This window comes from Sphingobium sp. B11D3D (assembly GCF_025961755.1).
Taxonomy (GTDB): Bacteria; Pseudomonadota; Alphaproteobacteria; order Sphingomonadales; family Sphingomonadaceae; genus Sphingobium.
On record NZ_JAOQOG010000001.1, the window covers coordinates 2149980 to 2172260 of the forward strand.

The following is a 22281-nucleotide window of genomic DNA, read 5'->3' on the forward strand; positions in this document are numbered from 1 at the left end:
GGTCAGAACAGTCGCATGCGCCCTGGGCTCCTGCCTTCGCAGGAGCACGGCGGTGCGGTTGCCCCAAGAGGCGCGCCAAAGCGCAAGCCACCCCTCCTCTGAACAGGAAGGGGGCGTATACGTCAGATATCAACGAAGACATGCTTCTCCGCTTTGGCGCCCGGATGCGTCACCGCGCCCTGCCAAGCCGGACCGACATTCTGCGCGTAGCGCCACAGGGCACCCGCCTGATAGTCATTCTGGCGCGGCTGCCACTTCGCCCGGCGCTCGGCCAGTACGGCTTCGTCGACCAACAGGTCGATCGTGCCGGCCTCGGCATCGATGCTGATCGTATCGCCATTCTCGACCAGCGCGATGGGGCCGCCGTCCGCTGCTTCCGGGCCGACATGGCCGATGCAGAAGCCGCGCGTGCCGCCCGAGAAGCGCCCGTCCGTGATGAGCGCCACCTTCTCGCCCAGACCCTGGCCGTAAAGCGCAGCGGTGGTCGAGAGCATCTCGCGCATGCCGGGGCCGCCCTTGGGGCCTTCGTAGCGGATCACGACGACATCGCCGTCCACGATCTGCTGCGCCTCAACGGCGGCGAAGGCCTCTTCCTCGCGCTCGAACACCTTGGCGATGCCGGTGAACTGCAGGCGCTTCATGCCCGCGACCTTCACGATCGCCCCGTCCGGCGCAAGGCTGCCCTTGAGGCCGACGACACCGCCGGTCGGCGTGATCGGGGTCTTGGCGTCGTAGATGACCTTCTGGTCAGGGTTCCACGTCACTTCGTCGATGTTCTCGCCCAGCGTCTTGCCGGTCACCGTCATGCAATCGAGGTGCAGCAGGCCGGTCTGGGCCAACGACTTCATGAGCATGTAGATGCCGCCGGCGGCATGCATGTCCTTGGCGACATATTTGCCGCCCGGCTTGAGGTCAGCCATGTACGGCGTCGTCTTGAAGATTTCGGCCACGTCGAACAGCGAGAAGTCGATGCCGCATTCATTCGCCATGGCCGGCAGGTGCAGCGCGCCATTGGTGGAACCGCCGGTCGCCGCGACGATGCGGGCCGCGTTCTCAAAAGCTTCGCGCGTGCAGATGTCACGCGGGCGCAGGTTGATCTTGAGCAGCTCCATGATCTGCTTGCCCGCCGCGACAGCGATTTCCTGACGGCTCTTATAGGGCGCCGGCACCATGTTGCTGTTCGGCAGCGACAGGCCGATGGCCTCGCCGACGCAGGCCATGGTGTTGGCAGTATACTGGCCGCCGCATGCGCCGTGACCCGGGCAGGCCGCCTTCTCGATGGCCGTCACTTCCGAGAGCGGGCAATTGCCGGCAGCGAACCGCCCAACAGCCTCGAACACGTCGATGACGGTCAGGTCCTCGCGATCCTTATACTGGCCGGGGAGGATGGAGCCGCCATAGACGAAGATGCTGGGCACATTGAGGCGCAGCATCGCCATCATCATGCCGGGGAGCGACTTGTCGCAACCGGCGAAGGTCACCAGCGCGTCATAGCAGTGACCGCGCACGGAGAGCTCGACCGAGTCCGCGATGACCTCGCGGCTGACGAGGCTGCTCTTCATGCCCTGATGGCCCATGGCGATGCCGTCGGTCACGGTGATGGTGTTGAACCGGAACGGCGTGCCGCCTGCGGCCATCACACCCTCGCGCGCCCAATTGGCCTGGGTATCGAGCGTGGTGTTGCACGGCGCGCTGTCATTGCCGGCGGAGGCGAGACCTACGAACGGCTTGGCAATATCCTCTTCTTTCCAGCCCATCGCGTAATAATAGCTGCGGTGGGGGGCGCTCTCGACGCCAACGGAGACGTAGCGGCTGGGGAGTTTGGATTTGTCGAAGCTGTGGGTCATTTCATTCACCTTCCTGCGGGCAGCGCTCTAGGCCCGTTGCGGGGCGGCTTGCAAGCATGGAGGGCGCAAAACACGCCTGTTGCGAGCCGCTCTCAGGAAAAGGCCGCACGGCAGGCGCGCAGCACCGGGCCGATGATGCCCGCCAGCCGCGCCTGACCGGCGCCGTCGCTCACCAGATCCTGCCGCATCTCGATGCCAAGATAGGGCCGCCCATGGGCCTCGGCATGGCGGTTCATCGTCGCATTGAGCAGCTTGCCCGAATAGGGCTCCTGATCGCCCACCACCAGCCCGGCGGCGGCCAGCAGTGGGATGGCGATCCGCGCGCCGCGATCGTCCTGATTGTAGAGCACGCCGATGTCCCATGGGCGCGCCTCCTCGGGCCGGCTGCGCAATTGCGGCGTAAAACTGTGCAACGAGAGCAGGAACGGCCGATGCCCCTGCCCGGCCAGCACGGCGACCTCGGCATGATAGGGATCGTAGAAGCGCGCGAGGCGGTCGGCGACCTCGGCGGTGCTGTTGCCCTCGATATGGTGGCTATCGCTATGCACCGGCACCAGCCCGGCCGAATCCGCCTCGCGATTATAATCGATCACGAGGCGCGAAACGCCGCCCAGGATGGAGCAGCACCCGCCCTGATCCACCAACAGCCGCGCAACCTGCGCCACGCCGATGTCGATCGCGACATGCTCCTCCAGCACGGCAGCGGGCAGACCGAGATCGATATCCTCCGGCACATGATTGGAGGCATGATCAGCGATGATCAGAATCGGCGAGCTCGGATCGCCCAGGATTTGAAACGCAACAGTCATGTCCAAGGCCTAGCGCAGTTTGCGGCCGGCCAAAAGGCCGCGCGTTCAGCGCAGCAGGCTGGTCATCACCCACCAGTCGGGATGGTCGGCGATGATGCGGTCTGCGGCAGCATCCCGCTCGGCCTCACTCGCGAAGACGGCAAAGCAGGTCGCCCCGGAGCCGGACATGCGGGCAACTTGGGGGAGTTGCGCGCGCAGCACCGCCAGCACTTCCTCGATTTCTGGCACCAGCGCCATCGCGCTCGCCGCCAGATCGTTGCGGCCCCGCGCCCATCCCAGCGGGTCGAGCGCGCCCCGGTCGATGCCGTCCCATCCGCCGAACACGGGCCCGGTCGGGCAGGCGATCAGCGGATTGACCAGCAGTACGGGCGTCTCCGCCAGATCGAGATCGATCGTCTCCAGCCGGTCCCCGACGCCCGACCCGAAAACGGTGGCCGAGCCGAGGCAGGCGGGCACATCGGCGCCCAGCGCCGAGGCGATGGCCGGGAAATCGATCTCCATCGGCCGCACGTCCCACAGCCGCACCAGCAGCCGAAGCGCAGCGGCGGCATCGGCCGAGCCGCCTCCGATGCCGGAAGCAACCGGCAGGTGCTTCTCGAGCAGCAGATCGGCGCCCAGATGGCCGCCAGTCGCGGCTTGCAGGGCGTGCGCCGCGCGCATCACCAAATTGCGCTCATCAGTCGGCAAGCCATCCGCGAACGGCCCCTCGACCCGCAGCGCGATCTCGCCGTCCTCGCGAAGGGTGCCGCTCAAACCGTCGCCATCTGCGCAAAAGGCGAACAGGCTCTCCAGTTCATGATATCCATCGGCGCGGCGCGCGCGGACATGAAGAGCGAGGTTGAGCTTGGCGTAGGCGGTTTCTGTGAGCACGGGCGGCTCCATAGCGGGGCCGCGGCCGCTTGTCTTGTCCCTCTGCAAGCTCGGTCGCCGAGCCATCATGCGTCAATCTGATGGCGCGGCCTTCCCTGCCTCGCGATAGTCGGGAAGATCAGGCGCATTCTGTGGCACCGGCTGCGCCTCCAACTTGGCGATCAGCGCCTTCATTTCAGCGATCTCCCGCACCTGCGCTTCGATGATGCCGTCGGCCAGCGCACGCACCTGCGGGTCACGAATATGGGCGCGCTCGCTGGTCATAATCGCGATGGAATGGTGCGGGATCATCGCCTTCATGTAGCTGACATCGTCGACCGTGGCCTGACTGCGCACCAGCCAGAGCGAGAGACCGAAGACGAGAGTTGCGCCTGCGATAATCCCGATCTTCACGCCCTTGCGCGGGTACATCCCCCACATGAAAACTAGCATGATGATGGCCATCACAGCCCCCATCAGCAGCGCCATCCAGGTGCGGGTCTGGCTGTACGTGACATGATCGAGGGCGTAGGTGTTCAGATACATCAGTCCGAACATCACGACCGTCGACGTGGCGATCATGGCCGCGAAGCGCGCGTAGCTCATCCAGGCCTCCTCTGCGGGTCTGCCAACCAACCCGCCAACTGGGATAGGGTTGCAGCCTGAGCCGGTGTCCGTCGGCCTGCCAGACACCGAGACGGGAACTTTTCGCCGCAGCGACCGTCTCCCCATTGTCGGGAAAAGAATTTGAAAGGGACTTATATGCTCTGGACCATCATCGGTATTCTGATCGTTCTGTGGCTGCTTGGGTTCGTCCTTCACGTCGGTGGCGGCCTGATCCACATCCTTCTGCTCATCGCGGGCGTGGTGTTCGTATTCCAGCTCATCACCGGTCGCCGATCTCTCTGATCGCGCCAATGATCGATGAACAAACGGGGCCTTGATCGGCCCCGTTTTTCTACCCGTCAGCGAGGGTATAGGCGCAGCTACATGTTCGGATAAGTCGGCCCGCCGCCGCCCTCGGGCGCCACCCAGTTGATATTCTGGGTCGGGTCCTTGATGTCGCAGGTCTTGCAGTGGACGCAGTTCTGCGCGTTGATCTGGAAGCGCGGATTTCCGGCGCCATCCTCCACCACCTCATAGACGCCCGCAGGGCAGTAGAGCCGGGCCGGCTCGTCATAGAGCGGCAGATTGTAGCGGATCGGCACTTCCGGGTCCTTGAGCTGCAGATGGACCGGCTGGTCCTCCTCATGATTGGTGCCCGAGAGGAAGACGGACGAGAGGCGGTCGAAACTGATCACCCCATCCGGCTTGGGATAGGCGATCTTGCGGACGGCATCCTTGCGCCAGAGCTTGGTATGATCGGCCTTGTTGCGCAGCGTGAACGGCAGCCCGATGCCAAGTGTGCGCATCCACATATCGATGCCGGCGAACAGCGTGCCTAAGATATTGCCGAACTTGGCAAGCGCCGGGCCGGCATTGCGCACCAGCTTCAGCTCCTTGACGATCCAGCTTTCGTCCAGCGCGGCTGGGTAGGCATCCAGTACATCGCCGGAACGATCCGCGGCGACCGCATCCGCCACGGCGTCGGCCGCCAGCATCGCGGATTTCATCGCTGTATGCGTGCCCTTGATGCGCGGCACATTCACAAAGCCGGCCGAGCAGCCGATCAGCGCCGCACCAGGCATCACCAGCTTTGGGATGGATTGCCAGCCGCCCTCATTGATAACCCGGGCGCCATAGGAGACGCGCTTGCCGCCTTCCAGCACCGCGCGGATGTCCGGATGCTGCTTCCAGCGCTGAAATTCCTCGAACGGGCTCAGATACGGGTTCTTGTAGCCCAGCCCGACCACGAAGCCGAGCGCCACCTGACCATTCGCCTGATGATACAGGAAGCCGCCCCCATAGGCATCGGTCAGCGGCCAGCCTTGCGTGTGGATCACCCGGCCGGGCACATGCTTGGCCGGATCGATATCCCACAATTCCTTGCAGCCCAGGCCATAGGTCTGCGGATCGCTGTCCGCTTCCAGATCGAAGCGGGCCTTGAGCTGCTTGGTGAGGTGGCCGCGCGCGCCTTCTGCGAACAGCGTGTAGCGGGCATGAAGCTCCAGCCCGGGCTGATAATCCGGCTTGCGACTGCCATCGCGGGCCACGCCCATGTCGCCGGTCGCGACGCCCTTCACGGCGCCATGTTCATCGTGCAGGATTTCCGCGGCGGGGAAGCCGGGGAAGATTTCCACGCCCAGCCCCTCCGCCTGTTCGGCGAGCCAGCGGCACAGCGAGCCCAGCGAGCCGGTATATGTGCCCTTATTGTGCATGAAACCCGGCGTCAGCATATGCGGCAACGCGAATTTGCCCGAGCGGCTCAGCATCCAGTGATGGTTCTCGGTGACCGGCACCTGCGCCAGCGGGCAGTCGCTGGTCCGCCACTCCGGCAGCAGCTCATCGAGCGCCCGGGGATCGATCACCGCGCCGGAGAGAATATGCGCGCCGATCTCCGAGCCTTTTTCCAGCACGCAGACGCTGATCTCGCTGCCCGCCGCCTGGGCGCGCTGCTTGAGGCGGATCGCCGCGCTCAAGCCTGCAGGGCCTCCGCCTACGATCACCACATCATAGGGCATGGATTCCCGTTCGGACATGTCTACCTCCCTATGCGGCGGACGCTCTGGAGTTCCGTCCGGTCGCCGCAATATTTTCACGCTTTACAGTCGCCAGCGATGCGGCAGAGTTGACCGCGCCGTCAACCTCTGTCTCTGTAAACCCATGGGTGAGCAGGACATGATGACGCCGGAGCAGGCGGCCTATGCCTATGCGCATTGGTGGCGGGAAGCGGGGCTGGACTGCGCCACCGACGAGGCGCCCCGGCGCTGGCGAGATGGCGAACCCGTTCCATTCTGGCGACGCTCTTCCAACACAGCCAGTGGCGCAGCAGACGTTGCCGCGCGGCCGGCCATTGATGCGCCTGCTGAAGCCCCCGGGCCGGCGCCGCAGCCCGCCCCCGTACAGGCCCGCACGCCGGATCAGGCGCCCAAGAGGATGCCGGGAGATTTACCGGGCTTCCTCGACTGGATTGCGCAGGATGCCGGCCAGCCGGAAGCCGACTGGCATGGCGAGCGGATCGCCCTCCCCGCCCTGCACGTGCCGCGCCTCGTTCTCCTCGTCGAGATGCCGGCCGCCGGTGCAACCGATCTAGCCCAGCTTCTCGAGCCGCAACAGCAGCGGTTCATCGCCGCGATGCTCGGCACGCTCGGCCTTGAGCCTGCACAGGCGCCGTGCCTGCCGCTGGCTCTGCGCCGTCCGCCGGGCGGTCATCTCGATGCCGCCTTGCTCCCCCAGCTTGCCGCGCGGATGAGTCGCTATCTCGATCTGGTCCAGCCGGGCGCGATCATCCTGCTGGGTGACCGGATTGGCCGCGCCATGCTCGGCGAGCGCTGGCGGCCCGGCCTAGTGGGGCTCGAAAAGATTGACCTGCCGCATGGCAGCGTGGATACGGTCGCCCTCGCGGGGCCTGATCTGCTGATGAACCGGCCGCTTGCCAAGGCCAGAAGCTGGCAAAGCGTGCGTATGCTCCATGGATTGTTGACGCAATGAACAGGTCCCCTTCCCGATCCCGTGTGCGCCGGTCGCTGCTCATGGCCCTGTCGCTGTGCGCGCTCGCTGGCCCACTGGCGGTAGCCCAGCCGGCGGCGGCAGCCTCCGCCATCCCGACGCCGAGCCAGGATGAGCAAGGCCGATATGGCGCCATTCTCGCCATGCTGGAGGGCAAGCGCTGGGACGAGGCGCGCAGTGCCATTCTCGGCCTCTCCGAGGCGGACAGCATGCGCCCGCATCTGCTAGCCGAGTTGTATCTCGCCAAGGATAGCCCCCGCGTCGAGCTGTTCGACCTGCTCGACCTGCTGCACAAGACGCCCAACCTTCCGCAGAACGACCGCATCGCCTCGCTGGCCCGCAAGCGGGGCGCGCAGACGCTGCCGGACCGGCCGGCTACGCGCCAGCTCATGTGGACCGGCACGTCTCCCCAGCGGCAGATGCTCCGCTCCGTGAAGGGCGATGCCGCGGCTGATCAGCTGCGCGGCACGCTGCTCCAGTATATCAAGGACGATCAGCCCAATCAGGGCGAGGCTCTGCTCGCCTCCGCCGAGGCCGGGCTCGGCATGGATGGCCGCACCGAATTGCGTCAGCGCCTCGCCTGGTCCTATTTCATCTGCGGCGATACCGCCAATGCCCGCCGCATGGGCGCGCTGGCCGTCGATGGCGGCACCGGCGAGTTCGTGGCACCGTCTTACTGGGTGATGGGCCTCGCCGCCTGGCGCGAGAAGCAATGGGCCGCCGCCGCCGACTCTTTCTATCATGCCGCGATGAGCACGTCCGATGCGGACCTGCGCAGCCGCAGCTATTTCTGGGCCGCGCGCGCCATGATGGCCGACCGGAAGCCCGAGCGAGTCAATGCCCTGCTGCGCAGCGCGGCGCGCGATGAAGAGAGCTTCTACGGCCTGCTGGCCCGCGAAACGCTCGGCCTCGGCTTCAGCACCGCGCTCAAGCGGGAGAATGTGTCGTCGCAGGATTGGTCACTGCTCGCGGGCAGCGGCAATGTCCGCAACGCCGTGATCCTCGCCACGCTGGGCCGGAGCGCGCAGGCCGATGCGGTGCTGCGCCACGAAGCGGCGCTGAGCGACGACACGCGCTATAGCGCCCTCGTGCATCTCGCCAGCGACCTTTCGCTGCCGACCACCCAGCTCTGGCTGGCGCAACGCTCGCCAAGCGGGCGCAAGTCGGCGGCCTATGCGCGCTATCCCCGCCCGGAATGGTCGCCGAGCAATGGCTGGCAAGTCGAGCGCGCGCTGGTCTTCGCCCATGCCCTGCAGGAATCCCGCTTCCAGACCGATGCACGCAGCCCGGCCGATGCACGCGGCCTGATGCAGGTGCTCCCGGGCACCGGTGCGCAGCTTGCCCGCTCCAGCGGCATGGCCGTTACGCCCGATCAGCTTTACGATCCGGCCGTCAGCCTCGCGCTCGGCCAGGCCTATCTGCGCAAGCTCAGCCAGATGCCGGCCACGGGCGGACTGCTGCCCAAGGTCGTCGCGGCCTATAATGCCGGCCCAACCCCCATCGAGCGCTGGAACGTGCAGATCCGCGATGAGGGCGATCCGCTGCTCTTCATCGAATCCGTGCCTTATTACGAGACCCGCGCCTATCTGAACGCCGTGCTGCGCAATTACTGGATCTACCAGATGAACGAGCAAGGCGGCCGCTCCCCGGCACTCTCGGCCATGGCGCAGGGCCTGTGGGTCCGTTTCCCGGATGGCAGCAAGGACGTCGCCGTCCGTGTCACCCCGCATGGGACCGCTGCCGGTGCCTATTGACGAGAGCCGCGTCTTCATCCCGGTTCAGATCGCCCTGCTCACAATCTCCGACACGCGGACGCTGGCGGACGACCGATCCGGCGATACAATGGCCGAGCGGGTGACCGCTGCCCGCCATGTGCTGAAGGCCCGCGAGATCAGCAAGGATTCGGTCGAGACCATCCTTGGCCATCTGCACCGCTGGATCGACGACCCGCAGATCGATGTCATCCTCACCACAGGCGGCACCGGGGTGACGGGGCGGGACGTGACACCTGAAGCGCTCGAAAAGGTGCAGGACAAGGCCATTCCGGGCTTTGGCGAGCTATTCCGCTGGCTCAGCTTCCAGTCGATCGGCACCTCGACCATCCAATCCCGCGCCTGCGCCTGCGTGGCGCGAGGGACTTATATCTTCGCCCTGCCCGGCTCGACCGGCGCGGTGAAGGATGGGTGGGATCAGATTCTGGTCCACCAGCTCGATAGCCGCTTTCGGCCGTGCAACTTCGTGGAATTGATGCCGCGGCTGTTGGAGAAGTAGGCTCAGGAAATCCACAGAACCGTTCGTGTCGAGCCCTTCGACTGCCCGCAGGGCGGGCGCTCAGGATAAACTTCAGCCAAAGGCTGAAGTCGAGACACGCGAGGACAGTGCTGGCCGTGTCTCGACTTCGCTCGACACGAACGGGGGAACTTAGGGGCGCTCAAGTGCCACCGCCCCTACGCCTCAATAAGCGCGGCCGACCAGAACCCGCTGCACAGCCTTCTCGCCGGTGAAGATGCACGTCCCGCTCGCCGGCGTCGCATCCATCGGCACGTTGCGCAGCGTCAGCTTCTCGCCCTTCAGCCAAGCGACCACCTTGTCCAGCGCGGGTCCCGTGGGCTTGCTCCATTCGACTTCGACCCAGCCGGGCTTGTCGCCGCCGAACGCGCCGGCCAGCGCGGTCAGTTCGCTCACGTCGCGGCGGATGTTCGCATCCAGACGCGCGCGCGCCTCACTGTGCAGCGTGTCCTGAACCCCGCGCAGCATATCCGCGACCGCCGCCACGAAAGCATCCCGCGCCATGACCTCGCTCGCCAGCTTGCCCGCCTCATTATAGAGCCGGTCCCGCCGCACGACCGAAACATTGCCGCCCGCCACATCGCGCCCGCCGACCTCGACGATGATCGGCGCGCCCTTCTTCACCCAGCCCCAGCGCTTGGGGGCGGCCTTGATCGGCTTCTTGTCGAACAGCACCCGCAGCGGCTCGCGGAACACGTCGACCGCGCCCAGATCCTTGGCCAGCGCGTCGCAATAATCGATGACCGCCGCATCCTCGTCCGTATCGCGCAGCATCGGCACGATCACCACCTGATGCGGGGCGATCATCGGCGGGCAGCGCAGTCCGTCGTCATCGCCATGAACCATGATGACGCCGCCGATCATGCGGGTCGAAACGCCCCAACTCGTGGTGTGGCACAGGGCCTGCTGGCCATCCTGATTCTGGTACTGGATGCCGGCCGCCTTGGCGAAGCCCGTGCCCAGATAGTGCGAGGTGCCTGCCTGTAGCGCCTTGCCATCCTGCATCATCGCCTCGATGGAATAGGTGGCGACCGCGCCGGGGAAGCGCTCATTCTCCGGCTTTTCGCCCGCGACCACCGGCATGGCCAGCTCGGTTTCCGCAAAGTCACGGTACATTTCGAGCGCGCGCATCGTCTCGGTCCGTGCATCGGCTTCGTCGGCATGGGCGGTATGCCCTTCCTGCCAGAGAAACTCGCTGGTGCGCAGGAACATGCGCGTGCGCATCTCCCAGCGCACGACATTGGCCCACTGGTTGGTGAGCAGCGGCAGATCGCGCCAGCTCTGCACCCAACGCGCCATCGCCTTACCGATCACCGTCTCGGACGTGGGGCGCACGACTAGGGGCTCCTCCAGCTTGCTATCCGGATCGGTCTGCAGCTTCCCGTCGATATTCTTGAGGCGATGATGGGTGACCACCGCCATTTCCTTGGCGAAGCCTTCGACATGGTCCGCTTCCTCGGCGAAGAAGGAGAGCGGGATGAACAGCGGGAAATAGCAGTTCTCCACCCCAGCTGCCTTGATGCGCGCATCCATCAGCTTCTGGATGCGCTCCCAGATGCCATAGCCCCACGGACGGATGACCATGCACCCGCGCACGCCGCTTTCCTCGGCCAGATCGGCCTCGCTGATCACGGCCTGATACCAGGCAGCGAAATCCTTGGCTCGGGTGACGGGCAACGCGTGCTTGATGTTGGACAATGTCTGGCTTCCGGGAGCTGGATTGGGGATTGCAGCGGTCTTTAGTGGCCGCGCGGAAAAATACCAAGACGTTCGCGCGCTGACGCTGGGAGACGAACGGGAACTTTCCCTGACCTCACTCGTCCCGTCTCCAATGGCCCACTTCTCGTCGATGATTCGCACTACGCCCCGCCGCACTCGGATCATCGCGATGATCGCGGCCGGGCTGCTGTTTCTGCTTCTGGCCCTGCTGGTGCTGGCTGCCACCTTCCCCGCTTCCTGGTTCAAGGATGCCGCCGAGCGGCGCCTGTCGGACCAGATCGGCACCAAAGCCACCATCGGATCGATGACGCGGGAAAGCGCATTTTCGTTCAGCCCCGTGATTCAGGTGCGGGATATCCGTGTGCCCCAGCCGGCCTGGGCCGGCGAAGGCGACCTGGCGCGGATCGAGGCGTTGCGGTTGCGTCTCCCGGTACTCGGACTGCTGCTCGGGCGCGGCGGGCCGCAGTTGCTCTCCGCCCGTGGCGTGCGGCTGACGCTGGTGCGCGACGAGAATCGCCGCAAGAGCTGGGACGCGCTCGGCAGCAAATCGAATAAGGATGACCAGGGCAGCTCGGAAACGCCTTTGGTCCGTGTCGATGATGCTGTGATCGATTATCGCGATGCCTTCCAGAAACGGCGGTTCACGGTCAAGCTGTCGGTCGATCCGCAGCAGGGCTTGCGCGGCACGGGGACCGGCACTGTCGAAGGGGAACCGGTCACGCTGCGCCTCACCGCCGCGCCGATGCGCGCCGGCCAGAGCTGGCCCTTCGATGCGCGCATCATGGGTGACGCCCTCACCATGCACGCGCGCGGCACGATGGCGGGCCCGATGCGCACGGACGACATGACGTTCAAGGTCTCCGCTCGCGCCAGCACGCTCAAACTGGTGGACCGCATCATCGAGGCGGGGCTGTTCGGTACCCAGCCGGTCGATATCGCCGCCAATGTCCAGCGGCGCGATGGCGTGTGGAGCGTGGCCGATCTGGGCGGCACCGTCGGCCGTAGCCGGTTCACGGGCGCGCTCACGGTTCGCAAGGTGGATGGCCGCACCAAGCTGGATGGCGAGGCGCGATTCAGCCAGCTCGATTTCGAGGATCTGGCCGACGACAAGGGCAATGCGCAGGCGGTCGCGCTGGAGCGGGCACAGGGGCAGCGGCTGGTACCCAACACGCGGATCAATATCCGCAAGATCGACAAGACGGACGGGCGCATATCGGTGCGCGTCGACCGGATTTTGGGCGGGCGGCGCCCCTCCTCCCTCACCAATGCCAGCGCGGTGCTGAATCTTGATAACCGCATCCTCACCGTCGATCCGCTGCGCATCGGCCTGACGCAAGGCGTGATGACCGGGCGGGCCGTAGTCAATCAGCGGGGAGGCCAGCCCAAGCCGACGGTCACGCTGGCGCTCGACATGCGCAACAGCAGCATCGCAGCGCTTGCGGGCGGGGACGGCAACAGCGAGGGCGACGTGCAGGGCCGCGTGGATGCCCGCGCGCGCCTGACCGGCGTGGGCGACACGATCCGCGAGGCGGTCGGGCAATCGAACGGAACCGTAGGCGCGGTCACCCGCGGCGGATCGATGCCGGCGCGGTTGGCCGGCCTGCTCGGCTTCGACATAGGCAAGGGCCTGTTTGCGGACGAGGACGGGCGGGAAGCGCTGCGCTGCGGTGTGGTCCTGCTCGATATGCGGGGCGGGCGCGGCGTTGTGCGCACCTTGGTCGTCGACACGCCGGTCAGCCAGTCACGTGGCACCGGCACAGTCAGCTTCCCCGCCGAACGTCTCGAACTGACCCTCAAGGGCCTCGCCAAGAACGAACATGCGCTGCAGCTGCCCGGCAATGCCCATCTGCGGGGCACATTGCGCAATCCCGATCTGGTCGTGCCGGAAAACACGCGCTCGGTAGGCAACATCCTGAAGGCAGTCGGTCGAGCGATCGGTGGTCGCGCGGAAACCGCACCGGATGCCAATTGCGCGGCGCTGATCGCTCGGACCGTGGGCCGTTAAGGCGCAGCCATCCCGACCGCGCCAGATTGGTCAGCCGCCCAGCTTGTCAATCTTGGCGTTGAGCGCGGCGAGTTGTGCCTTGAGCTCGGACACTTCATCGGCAGAGTCGCCAGCCTTCGCGGGTGCGGCAGGTGCAGCGGGCTTGAAGGCGTTTGCTGCGGCGTTGAGCATTTCCATGTTGCGCTTGGCGATCTCGGCAAAGGGTCCGCCGGCGAATGCGCCCTGCATGGCTTCCTGGAATTGCTGCTGGTTCTTGCGGAACGCTTCCATGCTCGCCTCAAGATATTGCGGCACCATGGACTGCATCGAGTCGCCGTAGAGCGAAATGAGCTGGCGGAGGAAGCTGACCGGCAGCATGTTCTCGCCGCGCTGCTCTTCTTCCATGATGATCTGGGTGAGGACATTGTGCGTGATGTCTTCGCCGGACTTGGCATCGACCACCACGAAATCGCGCCCCTCGCGCGTCATCTGCGAGAGCAATTCAAGTGTGATATAGCTGGAGGTTTCCGTGTCATAGAGACGCCGATTGGCGTACTTCTTGATGACAATGGTCCCTGATTCGCCACCTGATTTCGATCGTGCCATAGATGATGCTCCACCCTCCGTTGGGCGCAACATAGCATCGTTTCTTTCTGCACCGCAACATGGGCCGCGCCCGCTGCCGCTGTTTCTTTCCATATTGTGGCAGGTTACGGCACAGGATGCCCAATTACGCCGCAAGGCATTGGCAGGATTGCGCCGTTTTCAGACGGCGCAGCGACCTGCGGGGAGTCCCCTGCCGGAAATTGCTGCGCAAAATAGCCGCGCGGCTTTGCTCACGCGAAACGGCAATGCACAACGTAGCATGAGGGGCACCGGCGGAGACCGGGTGCCGGTCATCCTCATCCCGTCACTCATCAACCCGCCCCACGTCCTCGATCTCGCAGAACAGCGCTCCTTGCTGCGCCATCTTGGACAGCAGGGCCATGATGCCCTGCTGCTGGACTGGGGGACGCCGGATGAAGGCGAGCGCGACGTCGATCTGGCCGATCATGTCGAGCGCCTGCTGCTACCCCTGTTGCAGCAACTGGATCGCCCGCCCCTGCTCATCGGCTATTGCCTGGGCGGGACGCTCGCCATCGGCGCGGCGGCGCGGCTGCACGCGCTGGACAAGTCCGTCGCCGGCGTCGCGACCATCGCCGCGCCCTGGGACTTCTCGGCCTATGACGCCCCCTTTCAGTCCCAGCTTGCGGAAATCTGGGCCAAGGCCAAGCCCGGATGCGAGGCGCTGGGACTTGTTCCCATGGAAGTCTTCCAGACCGGCTTCTGGTCGCTCGATCCCGACCGCACCGTTCGCAAATATGCCGCCTTCGCCGAGATGGAGGCTGACAGCCCGGCCTTTGAGGCCTTCATCGCGCTGGAGGACTGGGCCAATGAAGGCGCGCCGCTCACGCTAGCAAGCGGACGAGACCTTGCCGAGCGGTGCTATGGCGCCAATATGACAGCGAGCGGCCAATGGTCCATCCATGGCACCGTCGCGGACCCGCGAGCGCTCGATTGTCCGACGCTCGCCATCGCCTCGACCACGGACCGGATCGTGCCCGCCGCTGCCGTGCCACCTGCGGCGGAACGGATCGACCTTGCGCTCGGCCATGTCGGCATGATGATCGGCAGCCGTGCGGAAGCGCAACTTTGGAGAGGATTGAGCGACTGGCTTTCGCGCTGTGGCGGCTGATGCTAGAGGCCCGGCACGAGAGAGCAACCTGCGCCCCTGGCGCCGCAATCGAGGGACTTGCCAATCCATGACCGATATCGTCATCACCGCCGCCAAGCGCACGCCGGTCGGCAGCTTTCTGGGCAGCTTCGCCAACACCCCCGCGCATGAACTCGGTCGCGTCGCCATCGTCGCAGCACTAGAGCAGGCCGGCGTCTCGCCCGATGAGGTGAACGAGCTGATCTTCGGCCAGGTGCTCACTACCGCCCAGGGCCAGAACCCCGCGCGGCAGGCGGCCGTGAACGCCGGCATCCCGATCGACCGCACGGCGATCACCATCAATCAGGTCTGCGGCTCGGGCCTGCGCGCCGTCGCGCTCGCCGCGCAGGCGATCCGCTGCGGCGATGCCAGCATCATGGTGGCCGGCGGTCAGGAGAATATGTCCCTCTCGCCCCACGCCCAGATGATGCGCGCGGGCACCAAGATGGGACCGATCACGCTGGTCGACACCATGGTGAATGACGGCCTGACCGATGCCTTCAATGGCTACCACATGGGCATCACGGCGGAAAATCTCGCCGAGAAATACGGCATCACCCGCGAAGAGCAGGACGCCTTCGCAGCGGCCAGCCAGAACAAGGCGGAAGCTGCCCGCGCCGCCGGCCGCTTTGCCGATGAGGTCGCGCCTGTCACGGTCAAGGGCCGCAAGGGCGACACGATCGTCGATGCCGACGAGTATATCCGCGCCGGCGCCACCGTTGAGGCGATGGCGGGACTGCGCGCTGCGTTCAAGAAAGACGGCACAGTCACCGCCGGTAATGCCAGCGGCGTGAACGATGGCGCCGCGGCGCTGGTACTGATGACCGCCGAAGAGGCCGCCCGTCGCGGCGCGCCGGTGCTGGCGCGCATCGCCAGCTGGGCGACCTGCGGGGTCGACCCCTCGATCATGGGCATCGGCCCGGCCCCGGCCAGCCGCATCGCGCTGGACAAGGCCGGCTGGTCGCTCGCTGACCTCGACCTGATCGAGGCGAACGAGGCCTTCGCGGCACAGGCCCTCTCGGTCGGCAAGGAACTGGGCTGGAACCCGGATATCGTGAACGTGAACGGCGGCGCGATCGCGCTCGGCCACCCCATCGGCGCCTCGGGCGCGCGGGTGCTCACCACGCTGCTTTACGAACTCGCCCGCCGCGACGGCAAGAAGGGTCTGGCGACGCTCTGCATCGGGGGCGGCATGGGCATCGCCCTGTGCGTCGAGCGCTAAGCCACACATATCCTCATCACGGACCCTCATCACAGGCGCCAGCTCTCGCACGGGCTGGCGCCTTTTTAATGGCCACGGCGCCTGACTGAAGATTGCTCTGACAGACCGTCAGCCCCGCGCCCCGACAGCTATAAATCGGCAGCGAAGGCCGAAAATTAGGCGCTTTCGGGTTGTCCTCCTGCCGCAATGTCTGGATAAGGTGGACAGACCTTTTGAGGATCGCCAGATCCTGATCGCCATCGGATCGTCAATCACCTGCCGACGGACCACGGGAGCTGCGGATTTTTGTTGCTGATACTCGCCTTGCTGCCATTTCTTGGCGCGTTGCTGTTGGCGATACTCAGCGGCACCAGCCGAAACCTTCAGGCGTGGATTGCTGCCGGCACGACCGGCGCGGCGCTCGCTATCCTCATCGCGCTCATGCCGGCCGCTCTCGCCGGGCAGACGCCGACGATGCAGATCGACTGGGTGCCGGCCCTCGGCCTATCCTTGGGGTTCTTCCTCGATCCGTTGGGCGCGATGTTCGCGGGGCTGATCCTCGGCATCGGCCTGCTCATCATCGTCTACGCCCGTTTCTATCTGGCAGCGAAAGACCCGATGGGGCGCTTTCTGGCCTTTCTGCTGCTGTTCCAGGGCGCCATGCTGGGCATCGCCCTCTCCGACAATGTGCTGCTGCTGCTCGTCTTCTGGGAAATGACGAGCCTCTCCTCCTTCCTGCTGATTGGCTTCTGGCGCGATAGAGCCGAGGCCCGGCAGGGCGCCCGCATGGCGCTGGTGGTGACGGGCGGCGGCGGGCTGGCGCTCATCGCCGGGCTGTTGCTGCTGAGCAGCATTGCCGGCTCCACCGATATCCGCACCATACTCGCCAGCAGTGACCTGATTCAGGCCTCGCCGCTCTATCCGGTCGCGCTGGTGCTCATCCTGCTCGGTTGCTTCACTAAGTCGGCGCAATTCCCTTTCCACTTCTGGCTGCCGCACGCCATGGCGGCACCGACACCGGTCAGCGCCTATCTCCATTCCGCGACGATGGTGAAGGCCGGCATCTTCCTGATCGCGCGCCTGTGGCCGGCGCTGGCGGGTACGGATCTGTGGTTCTATCTCGTCGCGACGACCGGCCTCGTCACCATGCTGATCGGCGCCGCCATCGCGCTGTTCAAGACCGACCTCAAGGCCATCCTCGCTTATTCGACCGTCAGCCATCTCGGGCTGCTGACCATGCTCTTCGGCTTTGGTACCGGCACGGCGGCGATGGTCGGCGTCTTCCACATCCTGAACCACGCCATCTTCAAGGCGGCGCTGTTCATGAATGCCGGCATTGTCGACCATGAGGCTGGCACGCGGGATATCCGCCGGCTGGGCGGTCTCGCCACGCTGATGCCGATCACCGCGACGCTGGGCATGATCGCGGCGGGATCGATGGCCGGCCTGCCCCCTTTCAACGGCTTCCTCTCCAAGGAAATGATGCTCGACGAGGCGGCGCATACCGCCTGGCTGGGGATGGGCTGGCTGGTGCCGGCCATCGCGGTGATCGCCGCGACTCTCTCGGTCGCTTATGCGCTGCGCTACGCTTTCCAGGTCTATCTGGGCCGCCGGCGCGATGACTATCCCCACGCGCCGCACGATCCGCCCTTCGGGCTTTGGGCGCCCTCTGGGCTGCTTGTCCTTCTGGTCATCCTTGTCGGCCTGTTCCCCGCGACGCTGACGACATGGCTTGTGCAACCGGTGGCCGATACCGTCACCGCAGGCAGCGCCGGGACATTCGCGCCCGCCCTCTGGCATGGCGTGAATGCCGCTCTGCTGATGAGCCTGTTTGCCGTGGCGGTGGGCGCGCTGATGCTCTGGCGGTTCGGCCTCGCCGAGCGCATCTGGCAAGCGCTCCCGCTGCCGGAAGCCAAGCGCCTGTTCGACAGCGGGATTGCGACGCTGGTGGACGCCGCCCGCGGCTTCATCCATGCCGTGCACAACGGTTCGCTGCAGCGGCAGCTTGCGCTGATCTTCGTGCTTGCCATTGCGCTGGCGATTGAGGGGGTGCTGGTCGGCGGCGGCAGCGGCACCGGTCCGCGCGCAACGCTGCCTGCCTCGCCGCTCGCCATTATCGGCTGGCTGCTGCTGGTCGGCGCGACGGTGGCGGTCGTCATCTCCCAGCGCGAGCGTTACCTCACGCTCGTGTTCATCAGCGTCATCGGCCTCATTGTCTCGCTGGGCTTTGTCTATCTCTCCGCGCCTGATCTCGCCCTGACGCAGATTTCCGTCGAGACGGTCACGATTCTGCTGCTGCTGCTGGCGCTCAACCTGCTGCCCAAAAAGCCCGCCCGGCTCTCCAGCAATGGACTGCGGCTGCGGGACGGCTTGCTCGGCCTGGTGGGGGGCACCGTGGCCGGGCTCGGGGCGTGGGCCGTGCTCACCCGCGAGCCCAATCAGCCCATCTCGACCTTCCACTGGGAGAACAGCTATTCGGGCGGTGGCGGCACCAATGTCGTGAACGTGACGCTGGTGGATTTCCGCGCCTTCGACACCTTCGGCGAGATCATCGTGCTCGGCATTGCCGCGCTGACCATCTTCGCCCTGCTGCAGCCCGCGACGCGCGGCGCGGCCGGCGCGCGGTTGCGGGCCTGGCTCCCGGACCTCATTCGCTCGCCCGAACGGCATCCGATGATGTTCGTCGTCGCCACGCGGCTGCTGCTGCCACTTGCGATGATGGTCGGCATCTACATCTTCCTGCGCGGGCATAATCTGCCGGGCGGCGGTTTCATCGCCGGGCTCATCGTCTCCATCGCCGTGCTGATGCAATATATGGCGTCGGGCTTCGAGTGGGCCGAACAGCGCCGCAAGTTCGACGAGCATCTGATGATCGGCCTCGGGGTCATCATCGCCGCGCTTACGGGCATCGGCTCGCTCGTCTTCGGCGCCCCGTTGTTCACCAGCGCCTTTGGCTATGTCACCCTGCCGGTCATCGGCACGTTCGAGCTGGCGACGGCCATGCTGTTCGACATCGGCGTGGCGATGACCGTGATCGGCGCGGTCATGCTCGCGCTGGCCGAACTCAGCCACATCGCCCAGCGCGCCGACAAGGAAGACCATAGCGACGACGCGCCCATGGATGTCGACCCCGCGCGCAACCGGGAGGCCAAGGCATGATAAGCATGGAAATGCTCGTCGCCAGCGCCATCGGCATCCTTACGGCGGCCGGCATCTATCTGTGCCTGCGCGGCCGCACCTTCCCGGTGGTGCTGGGCCTCGCCATGCTGTCCTACGCCATCAACGTGTTTCTCTTTGCGATGGGGCGGCTGGTCGTGGATCGCCCGCCAATCTATGAGAAAGGCATTACGGATTATACGGACCCGCTGCCACAGGCGCTGGTCCTCACCGCCATCGTCATCGCGTTCGGCATGACGGCGCTGGTGGTGGTCCTTTCCCTGCGCAGCTTCCTCGAGACGGGCACGGACCAGGTCGACGGCAAACCGGATGACGAGCCGGAGGACATCGCGCCATGACCGCCCTTGTCGCCGCTCCCCTGCTGTTGCCCGCGCTCATGGCCGCAGCCACGCTGATCTTCATGCGCCGCCACCGCTGGATCGGCGCCGCCATTTCCATTGCCGGCGCGACGGGCCTCCTCGCCCTCGCCATCTATCTGCTGGGCGTCGCCAGCAGCGGCACGATCTCCGTCTACGCGCTGGGTGACTGGGCAGCGCCCTTCGGCATCGTTCTGGTGCTGGACCGGCTCTCGGCGATGATGCTGCTGATTACCGCCCTGCTCGCCCTGCCCGTGCTGTGCCATGCCGTGCTGACCGGGCTGGACCGCAAGGGCTGGCATTTCCATCCGCTCTTTCAGTTCCAGTTGCTGGGCATCAACGGCGCGTTTCTGACGGGCGACCTGTTCAACCTCTTCGTCTTTTTCGAGGTCTTGCTGATCGCCTCCTACGGCCTGATGCTCCACGGCCAGGGCGCCGAGCGCCTGAAGGCCGGCGTGCAATATGTGATCGTCAACCTCATCGGCTCGACGCTGTTCCTCTTCGCGATCGGGCTGCTCTACGGGATCACCGGCACGCTCAACATGGCAGACATGGCCGCGCGCATCCCGGCGCTGCCGGCGGCCGATCAGGGCCTGCTGCGCGCCGGCGCGCATCTGCTGACGCTGGTCTTTGCGCTCAAGGCCGCATTGCTCCCACTGCAACTCTGGCTGCCGCGCACTTATGCCGGTACGTCCGCGCCTGTGGCGGCCTTGTTCGCCATCATGACCAAGGTCGGCGCTTATGCGATCATCCGCACATCATCGCTGATCTTCGGCGATCAGGCCGGCGCGGCAGCTTGGGCGCCGGAGGTCTGGATGATGCCGGCCGCGCTGGGGACGATGGTCATCGGCTTTGCGGGCCTGCTGGCGGCGCGCTCCCTGCGCGATCTGGCTGCATTCGGCTTGCTTGGTTCCACCGCCACATTGCTGGTCGCCATTGCGGCGTTCGACCCCATGGTGCTGACGGCCGGGCTTTATTATCTCGCGCACACGACGTTGGCTGCGGCCTTGCTGTTCCTCGTCGTCGATCTCATCCGGCTGCGGCGCGGTCGTTACGGCGACACGATCGTCCCCTCCCCACGCTTTGCCGGCATCGAGCCACTGTCCGCGCTCTACCTGCTGGCGGCCATGGCCCTCGCGGGCCTCCCGCCGCTCTCTGGCTTCATCGGCAAATTGCTGATCCTGCAGGCGACATTGGCGGACCCTTGGGCGGCGTGGATCTGGGCGGTCATTCTCGGCACCACGCTCCTCGCCATTCTCGGCCTCGCCCGCGCCGGCAGCGCCATCTTCTGGAAGAGCGCAGCGCACCCCGACAATCCACACGAAGATGCCGCGACGGCAAAGCCCGATGCCCGTCTGGTGGAGATGTTGCCCGCCACCGCCTTGCTCGCGACGCTGGTCGTGCTCACCGTCGCGGCGGGGCCGGTCACGCGCTACATGGACGCAACGGCCCAGCAGCTTTTCGCGCCGACGCACACGATCGAGGCCGTGCTCGGCCCGGCGACGGGAGGGTGAAGCAATGCTGACCAAACTCTTCCCCCATCCCGGCCTAACGGTGATGCTGCTCATCGTCTGGATCCTGATCCAGAACAGCCTGACGGCCGGTGGCTTCCTTCTCGGCCTCTTGCTGGCGACCGTCATCCCGGTGTTTACCGCACCGTTCTGGCCCGATCGCCCGCGCCTGCGCTTTGGCTGGGCGATGCTCGGTTATCTCGGGATCGTGCTCTACGATATTGTCGTGGCGAACTTCCATGTCGCCAAGCTCATCCTGTTCCGGCGCAACCGCGACCTCAATTCCCGCTGGATGACCATCCCGCTGGACCTGCGTTCGGCCGAAGCCATCACCGTGCTGGCCGGCACCATCAGCCTCACGCCCGGCACCGTCTCTGCAGACGTGTCGGCGGACGGGCGCTATCTGCTCGTCCACACGCTCGACACGGGCGATGTCGCGCACGAGATTGCTCATATCAAGGCGCGCTATGAGGCCCGGCTGCAGAGGATTTTCCGATGATCGCGCTCGCGCTGACCTTCGCCTTCGCCTGCATCGCGCTGGCCGTGCTGCTCAACCTCTACCGGCTGCTGCGCGGCCCGACGCGGTGCGACCGGATATTGGCGCTGGATACCATGGTGATTAACGCCATCGCGCTGATCGTGCTGTTCGGCATCTACGAAACCAGCACAACCTATTTCGAGGCGGCGCTGCTCCTCGCAATGGTCGGCTTCGTCGGCACGGTGGCTTACTGCAAGTTCCTCCTGCGCGGCGACATTGTGGAGTAGGCCATGGCAGTGATCGCAGAAATCCTGATCGCCGCTCTCATCGTCCTCGGTGGCGCCTTCGCGCTGATCGGCAGCTGGGGCCTTGCCCGGTTGCCCAGCCTGATGACGCGGCTGCACGGCCCGACCAAGGCAACCACCCTCGGCGTCGGAAGCTGCCTCGTGGCATCCATGATCTACTTTCCGTTCCAGGACGGCACTTGGTCCGCCCACGAACTGCTCATCACTCTGTTCCTGTTCATCACGGCGCCGGTGTCCGCCAACCTCATTGCCAAGGCGCATCTGCACCGGCAGCGCACCAATACCGACGTGGAGCCAATGGACGGTGTACGGGATGCCTTGCCTGAGCCGGGCGGCGACACCGAATGGGCGACGTTCGGCGTCGATCGGCCGGAGGGGCGCTGAGCTATGGGTT

20 protein-coding genes are annotated in these 22281 nt (G+C 65.7%); 13 read left to right on the plus strand and 7 right to left on the minus strand.

The window, feature by feature from the left end:
• Positions 1–122: 122 nt before the first annotated feature.
• From ilvD to M2334_RS10155, 4 genes are all read right to left on the minus strand, one after another.
• A complete protein-coding gene (gene ilvD, locus M2334_RS10140; protein WP_264605335.1) occupies positions 123–1847 on the minus strand; it encodes a dihydroxy-acid dehydratase in 1725 nt (574 codons plus the stop codon).
• Between the two features lie 92 nt (positions 1848–1939).
• Positions 1940–2656: an N-formylglutamate amidohydrolase gene (locus tag M2334_RS10145; RefSeq protein ID WP_264605336.1), complete on the minus strand. Its 717-nt coding sequence runs from the start codon at positions 2654–2656 to the stop codon at positions 1940–1942.
• Positions 2657–2701: 45 nt separating this feature from the next.
• On the minus strand, positions 2702–3538 hold the full coding sequence (locus tag M2334_RS10150) for a 4-(cytidine 5'-diphospho)-2-C-methyl-D-erythritol kinase (protein ID WP_264605337.1): 837 nt from the start codon (positions 3536–3538) through the stop codon (positions 2702–2704).
• Positions 3539–3598: 60 nt separating this feature from the next.
• On the minus strand, positions 3599–4111 hold the full coding sequence (locus tag M2334_RS10155; protein WP_264605338.1) for a DUF305 domain-containing protein: 513 nt from the start codon (positions 4109–4111) through the stop codon (positions 3599–3601).
• A gap of 156 nt (positions 4112–4267) precedes the next feature.
• On the opposite strand from M2334_RS10155, the gene M2334_RS10160 reads away from it, so the two are divergent.
• The gene (locus tag M2334_RS10160; protein ID WP_181559368.1) at positions 4268–4414 is read left to right on the plus strand and encodes a lmo0937 family membrane protein; all 147 of its coding nucleotides are present in this window, start codon (positions 4268–4270) and stop codon (positions 4412–4414) included.
• Positions 4415–4491: 77 nt separating this feature from the next.
• On the opposite strand, the gene M2334_RS10165 is transcribed toward M2334_RS10160, so the two are convergent.
• The gene (locus M2334_RS10165) at positions 4492–6144 is read right to left on the minus strand and encodes an electron transfer flavoprotein-ubiquinone oxidoreductase (RefSeq protein WP_264605339.1); all 1653 of its coding nucleotides are present in this window, start codon (positions 6142–6144) and stop codon (positions 4492–4494) included.
• Between the two features lie 124 nt (positions 6145–6268).
• Here M2334_RS10165 and M2334_RS10170 point away from each other — a divergent pair, with 124 nt between their 5' ends.
• Genes M2334_RS10170 through moaB form a run of 3 tightly spaced genes read left to right on the plus strand, consistent with a single transcriptional unit; the run spans position 6269 to position 9385 of the window.
• Positions 6269–7096 carry a hypothetical protein gene (locus M2334_RS10170; protein WP_264605340.1) on the plus strand — a complete coding sequence of 276 codons (828 nt, stop codon included), beginning with the start codon at positions 6269–6271 and terminating at the stop codon, positions 7094–7096.
• Positions 7093–8868: a lytic transglycosylase domain-containing protein gene (locus M2334_RS10175; RefSeq protein ID WP_264605341.1), complete on the plus strand. Its 1776-nt coding sequence runs from the start codon at positions 7093–7095 to the stop codon at positions 8866–8868. Before M2334_RS10170 ends, M2334_RS10175 begins: the two co-directional genes overlap by 4 nt.
• Positions 8858–9385: a molybdenum cofactor biosynthesis protein B gene (gene moaB, locus M2334_RS10180; RefSeq protein ID WP_264606071.1), complete on the plus strand. Its 528-nt coding sequence runs from the start codon at positions 8858–8860 to the stop codon at positions 9383–9385. Before M2334_RS10175 ends, moaB begins: the two co-directional genes overlap by 11 nt.
• A 183-nt stretch (positions 9386–9568) precedes the next feature.
• Here the strand turns inward: moaB and M2334_RS10185 are convergent, their stop codons facing one another.
• Positions 9569–11092 (minus strand): proline--tRNA ligase, encoded by a 1524-nt coding sequence (locus M2334_RS10185; protein ID WP_264606072.1) that lies wholly within the window; start codon positions 11090–11092, stop codon positions 9569–9571.
• A gap of 160 nt (positions 11093–11252) precedes the next feature.
• Here M2334_RS10185 and M2334_RS10190 point away from each other — a divergent pair, with 160 nt between their 5' ends.
• Positions 11253–13127 carry an AsmA family protein gene (locus M2334_RS10190; RefSeq protein ID WP_264605342.1) on the plus strand — a complete coding sequence of 625 codons (1875 nt, stop codon included), beginning with the start codon at positions 11253–11255 and terminating at the stop codon, positions 13125–13127.
• A gap of 30 nt (positions 13128–13157) precedes the next feature.
• Here the strand turns inward: M2334_RS10190 and phaR are convergent, their stop codons facing one another.
• On the minus strand, positions 13158–13712 hold the full coding sequence (gene phaR, locus M2334_RS10195) for a polyhydroxyalkanoate synthesis repressor PhaR (RefSeq protein WP_181559362.1): 555 nt from the start codon (positions 13710–13712) through the stop codon (positions 13158–13160).
• 259 nt (positions 13713–13971) lie between these two features.
• On the opposite strand from phaR, the gene M2334_RS10200 reads away from it, so the two are divergent.
• From M2334_RS10200 to M2334_RS10235, 8 genes are all read left to right on the plus strand, one after another.
• Entirely contained in the window at positions 13972–14841 is an 870-nt protein-coding gene (locus M2334_RS10200; RefSeq protein WP_319801343.1) for an alpha/beta fold hydrolase, read from the plus strand.
• Between the two features lie 67 nt (positions 14842–14908).
• Positions 14909–16081, plus strand: a complete 1173-nt coding sequence (locus M2334_RS10205) for an acetyl-CoA C-acetyltransferase (RefSeq protein WP_264605343.1) — start codon at positions 14909–14911, stop codon at positions 16079–16081.
• 288 nt (positions 16082–16369) lie between these two features.
• Positions 16370–19219 (plus strand): monovalent cation/H+ antiporter subunit A, encoded by a 2850-nt coding sequence (locus tag M2334_RS10210; protein WP_264605344.1) that lies wholly within the window; start codon positions 16370–16372, stop codon positions 19217–19219.
• A 5-nt stretch (positions 19220–19224) separates the two neighbouring features.
• The gene (locus tag M2334_RS10215) at positions 19225–19575 is read left to right on the plus strand and encodes a Na+/H+ antiporter subunit C (protein ID WP_413716459.1); all 351 of its coding nucleotides are present in this window, start codon (positions 19225–19227) and stop codon (positions 19573–19575) included.
• A complete protein-coding gene (locus M2334_RS10220; protein WP_264605345.1) occupies positions 19572–21107 on the plus strand; it encodes a monovalent cation/H+ antiporter subunit D in 1536 nt (511 codons plus the stop codon). Before M2334_RS10215 ends, M2334_RS10220 begins: the two co-directional genes overlap by 4 nt.
• A 4-nt stretch (positions 21108–21111) precedes the next feature.
• The gene (locus M2334_RS10225; protein WP_264605346.1) at positions 21112–21603 is read left to right on the plus strand and encodes a Na+/H+ antiporter subunit E; all 492 of its coding nucleotides are present in this window, start codon (positions 21112–21114) and stop codon (positions 21601–21603) included.
• Complete coding sequence (locus M2334_RS10230; protein ID WP_264570039.1) at positions 21600–21869, plus strand: K+/H+ antiporter subunit F; 270 nt, start codon at positions 21600–21602, stop codon at positions 21867–21869. The genes M2334_RS10225 and M2334_RS10230 overlap by 4 nt, the downstream gene beginning before the upstream one ends.
• A 3-nt stretch (positions 21870–21872) precedes the next feature.
• Positions 21873–22271, plus strand: coding sequence for a Na+/H+ antiporter subunit G (locus M2334_RS10235; protein ID WP_264572576.1), 399 nt, complete (start codon positions 21873–21875; stop codon positions 22269–22271).
• The last annotated feature ends 10 nt before the right edge of the window (positions 22272–22281 follow it).

Excerpts from the sequence above, each read along its gene's own strand:
- ilvD (WP_264605335.1), bottom strand. The coding sequence starts at position 1,847 with ATGACCCACAGCTTCGACAAATCCAAACTCCCCAGCCGCTACGTCTCC.
- M2334_RS10145 (WP_264605336.1), bottom strand. The coding sequence starts at position 2,656 with ATGACTGTTGCGTTTCAAATCCTGGGCGATCCGAGCTCGCCGATTCTG.
- M2334_RS10150 (WP_264605337.1), bottom strand. The coding sequence starts at position 3,538 with ATGGAGCCGCCCGTGCTCACAGAAACCGCCTACGCCAAGCTCAACCTC.
- M2334_RS10155 (WP_264605338.1), bottom strand. The coding sequence starts at position 4,111 with ATGAGCTACGCGCGCTTCGCGGCCATGATCGCCACGTCGACGGTCGTG.
- M2334_RS10160 (WP_181559368.1), top strand. The coding sequence starts at position 4,268 with ATGCTCTGGACCATCATCGGTATTCTGATCGTTCTGTGGCTGCTTGGG.
- M2334_RS10165 (WP_264605339.1), bottom strand. The coding sequence starts at position 6,144 with ATGTCCGAACGGGAATCCATGCCCTATGATGTGGTGATCGTAGGCGGA.
- M2334_RS10170 (WP_264605340.1), top strand. The coding sequence starts at position 6,269 with ATGGGTGAGCAGGACATGATGACGCCGGAGCAGGCGGCCTATGCCTAT.
- M2334_RS10175 (WP_264605341.1), top strand. The coding sequence starts at position 7,093 with ATGAACAGGTCCCCTTCCCGATCCCGTGTGCGCCGGTCGCTGCTCATG.
- M2334_RS10190 (WP_264605342.1), top strand. The coding sequence starts at position 11,253 with ATGATTCGCACTACGCCCCGCCGCACTCGGATCATCGCGATGATCGCG.
- phaR (WP_181559362.1), bottom strand. The coding sequence starts at position 13,712 with ATGGCACGATCGAAATCAGGTGGCGAATCAGGGACCATTGTCATCAAG.
- M2334_RS10200 (WP_319801343.1), top strand. The coding sequence starts at position 13,972 with ATGAGGGGCACCGGCGGAGACCGGGTGCCGGTCATCCTCATCCCGTCA.
- M2334_RS10205 (WP_264605343.1), top strand. The coding sequence starts at position 14,909 with ATGACCGATATCGTCATCACCGCCGCCAAGCGCACGCCGGTCGGCAGC.
- M2334_RS10215 (WP_413716459.1), top strand. The coding sequence starts at position 19,225 with ATGGAAATGCTCGTCGCCAGCGCCATCGGCATCCTTACGGCGGCCGGC.
- M2334_RS10220 (WP_264605345.1), top strand. The coding sequence starts at position 19,572 with ATGACCGCCCTTGTCGCCGCTCCCCTGCTGTTGCCCGCGCTCATGGCC.
- M2334_RS10225 (WP_264605346.1), top strand. The coding sequence starts at position 21,112 with ATGCTGACCAAACTCTTCCCCCATCCCGGCCTAACGGTGATGCTGCTC.
- M2334_RS10230 (WP_264570039.1), top strand. The coding sequence starts at position 21,600 with ATGATCGCGCTCGCGCTGACCTTCGCCTTCGCCTGCATCGCGCTGGCC.
- M2334_RS10235 (WP_264572576.1), top strand. The coding sequence starts at position 21,873 with ATGGCAGTGATCGCAGAAATCCTGATCGCCGCTCTCATCGTCCTCGGT.